Origin of the sequence: Streptomyces niveiscabiei (genome assembly GCF_001419795.1) — a bacterium.
Classification (GTDB): domain Bacteria; phylum Actinomycetota; class Actinomycetes; order Streptomycetales; family Streptomycetaceae; genus Streptomyces; species Streptomyces niveiscabiei.
This window is the reverse complement of record NZ_LIRL01001104.1, coordinates 1-2,417: the sequence shown is the minus strand read 5'-3', so window position 1 is coordinate 2,417 and position 2,417 is coordinate 1. Positions and strand designations below refer to the sequence as shown.

Below are 2,417 nucleotides of genomic sequence, written 5' to 3'. Positions count from 1 at the left end.
TCGTGACCGCCGCCGACGACCACCGCGTCCGCCTTCAGGTCGTCGGCGGCGGTCACGAGCCCGGCGTAAGGGTCCCCGCGGAACGTGTGGAACTCCCAGCGGATGTCGAATATCCCCTTCAGCCGCTCGGTCTCGCTGCGGATCTGCGCGACGAGATCCTCGGCGATCTGATCCGTGGTCTCCGCGACCGGCACCCCCATCGCGGCCCCCGCCGCCATCACCGGCTGGATGTACACGATCGCCAGCAGCGCCCGCTGCCGCCGCGCGAGCCCCGCGGCGTACGCGGCGGCCCTCAGGGACGAGTCGGAGCCGTCCACCCCGACCACGATGACCTTGGGACCGTCGGTCCCCCGCTCGAACCCCTGCGAGGGCTCCCGCTGATGCTGTTCCGTCACGCACCGAGGCTATCGGAACGACCGCTTCCCCCTTCTCGACGGGCGCCCGGCTCGCCTCCTTCCTACAGTCGAAGCCATGAGCGCAGCAGGAACCGCGACCACCGCCGCCGAGCGGGCAGAGAACGAGCGGCCGGCGAAGAAGGACAGGGCACGCCACCTCACCCGGGTCCCCGAGGCGTTCGGCGGGTTCTTCGGGGCCATCGGGGTGCTGTGCGTCGTCCTCGCCTTCGTGCCGCCGCTGCGCCGCCTGCTGCGCCCGGCCGTCGACCTGGTCGACCTGCTGATCATCCCGGTCAGCGCGAACCTCGCCTACGCCGTCTTCCTGTTCCTGCTGGCCGGCGCGACGGCCGCGCGCAAGAAGGTCGCCTGGTGGCTGGTCGTCGTCTACCTGGGCCTGCTGGTGCTCGGGGACTGCCTCGGGGTCGCGTTCGGCGACTACACCATGTCGCTGCTGTCGCTGGTCGTCTGCGGGCTCGCGTTCGTCGTCCTGCTCTTCGCGCGCCGCGAGTTCTACGCCGACTCCCGGCACGGCGCCGTCCGCCGGGCCGTCCTCGTGCTGCTGGTCGGCCTCGGGCTCGCGATCCTCGCCGGCTGGGGGCTCGTCGAGCTGTTCCACGGCACCCTGCCGCGCGGCCAGCGCCTCGCCTGGGCCGCCGACCGGGTGCTCGGCGGGCTCGTCTCCGGCGGCTCCTTCGACGGCCGCCCGCCGCGCGCCCTCTTCTTCCTCCTCGGCCTCTTCGGCGCCCTCGCCCTCCTGAACGCCGCCGCCACGCTGTTCCGCAGCCAACGCATGGAAGCCGCCCTGCACGGCGACGAGGAGGCCCGCATCCGCGCCCTCCTCAAGCGGTACGGCGCCCACGACTCCCTCGGCTACTTCGCCACCCGCCGCGACAAGGCCGTCGTCTTCTCGCCCAGCGGCAAGGCGGCCGTCACCTACCGCGTCGAGGCCGGCGTCTGCCTCGCCAGCGGCGACCCCGTCGGCGACCGCGAGGCCTGGCCGCACGCCATCGCCGCCTGGCAGGACACCGCGCGCCGCCACGGCTGGACCCCCGCCGTCATGGGCGCCTCCGAGGACGGCGCCACCGCCTTCGCCCGCGCCGGCCTCGGCGCGCTCCAGCTCGGCGACGAGGCGATCCTCGACATCCCCTCCTTCGACCTCGGCGGACGCGACATGCGCGTCACCCGCCAGGCCGTCAACCGCGTCCGCCGCACCGGCGCGACCTGCCGGGTACGCCGCCACTCCGCCCTGACCCCCGAGGAGATGGAAGAGGTCGTCGACCGCGCCGACGCCTGGCGCGACACCGAGACCGAACGCGGCTTCTCCATGGCCCTCGACCGGCTCGGCGACCCCGCCGACGGCGACTGCCTCCTCGTCGAGACCGTCGCCGACGACGGCCGTCTCCTCGCGCTGCTCTCCTTCGTCCCCTGGGGCCCCGACGGCATCTCCCTCGACCTCATGCGCCGCGACCGCGCCGCCCCCAACGGCGTCATGGAGTTCATGGTCGCCGAAGTCTGCGCCGCCGCCCCCAAGCTGGGCATCCGCCGCATCTCCCTCAACTTCGCGGTCTTCCGCTCGGTGTTCGAGGAGGGTGCCCGCATCGGCGCCGGACCGGTCCTGCGCCTGTGGCGCCGCCTGCTGCTGTTCTTCTCCAAGTGGTGGCAGCTGGAGGCCCTCTACCGCTCCAACGCCAAGTACCGGCCCCTGTGGTACCCCCGCTTCCTCTGCTACGGCGACACCGGCGCCCTCGCCCGCGTCGGCCTCGCCTCCGGGATCGCCGAGGGCTTCGTGGTCGTACCGTCCCTGCGCCGGCACCGCCTCAAGCACGCGGTACGCCCCGCCTCCTCCACCGGCGACCTGCCGCCCCTGGAGGAGCTGGCGGAGCCCCTGTCACCCCGCGAGAAGGGCCCCTCCGACCAGGTCCGCGTCCGTCAGGAACGGCTCCAGCGGCTGTACGACGACGGCACGGACCCCTACCCGGTGGGCGTCCCCGCCCCCACCCACGCCCTCGCGGACGTCCGCGA

At 73.7% G+C, this 2,417-nt stretch carries 2 protein-coding genes; one reads left to right on the top strand and one right to left on the bottom strand.

Translation table 11 applies throughout. The features are described 5' to 3' along the window. A partial coding sequence (locus AOK24_RS40550) for a universal stress protein (RefSeq protein ID WP_055724912.1) occupies positions 1 to 395 on the bottom strand: 395 nt, incomplete at its 3' end. A gap of 76 nt (positions 396 to 471) precedes the next feature. On the opposite strand from AOK24_RS40550, the gene lysX reads away from it, so the two are divergent. Next, on the top strand, positions 472 to 2,417 hold a 1,946-nt coding region (lysX, locus tag AOK24_RS40545), incomplete at its 3' end, for a bifunctional lysylphosphatidylglycerol synthetase/lysine--tRNA ligase LysX (RefSeq protein WP_079057248.1).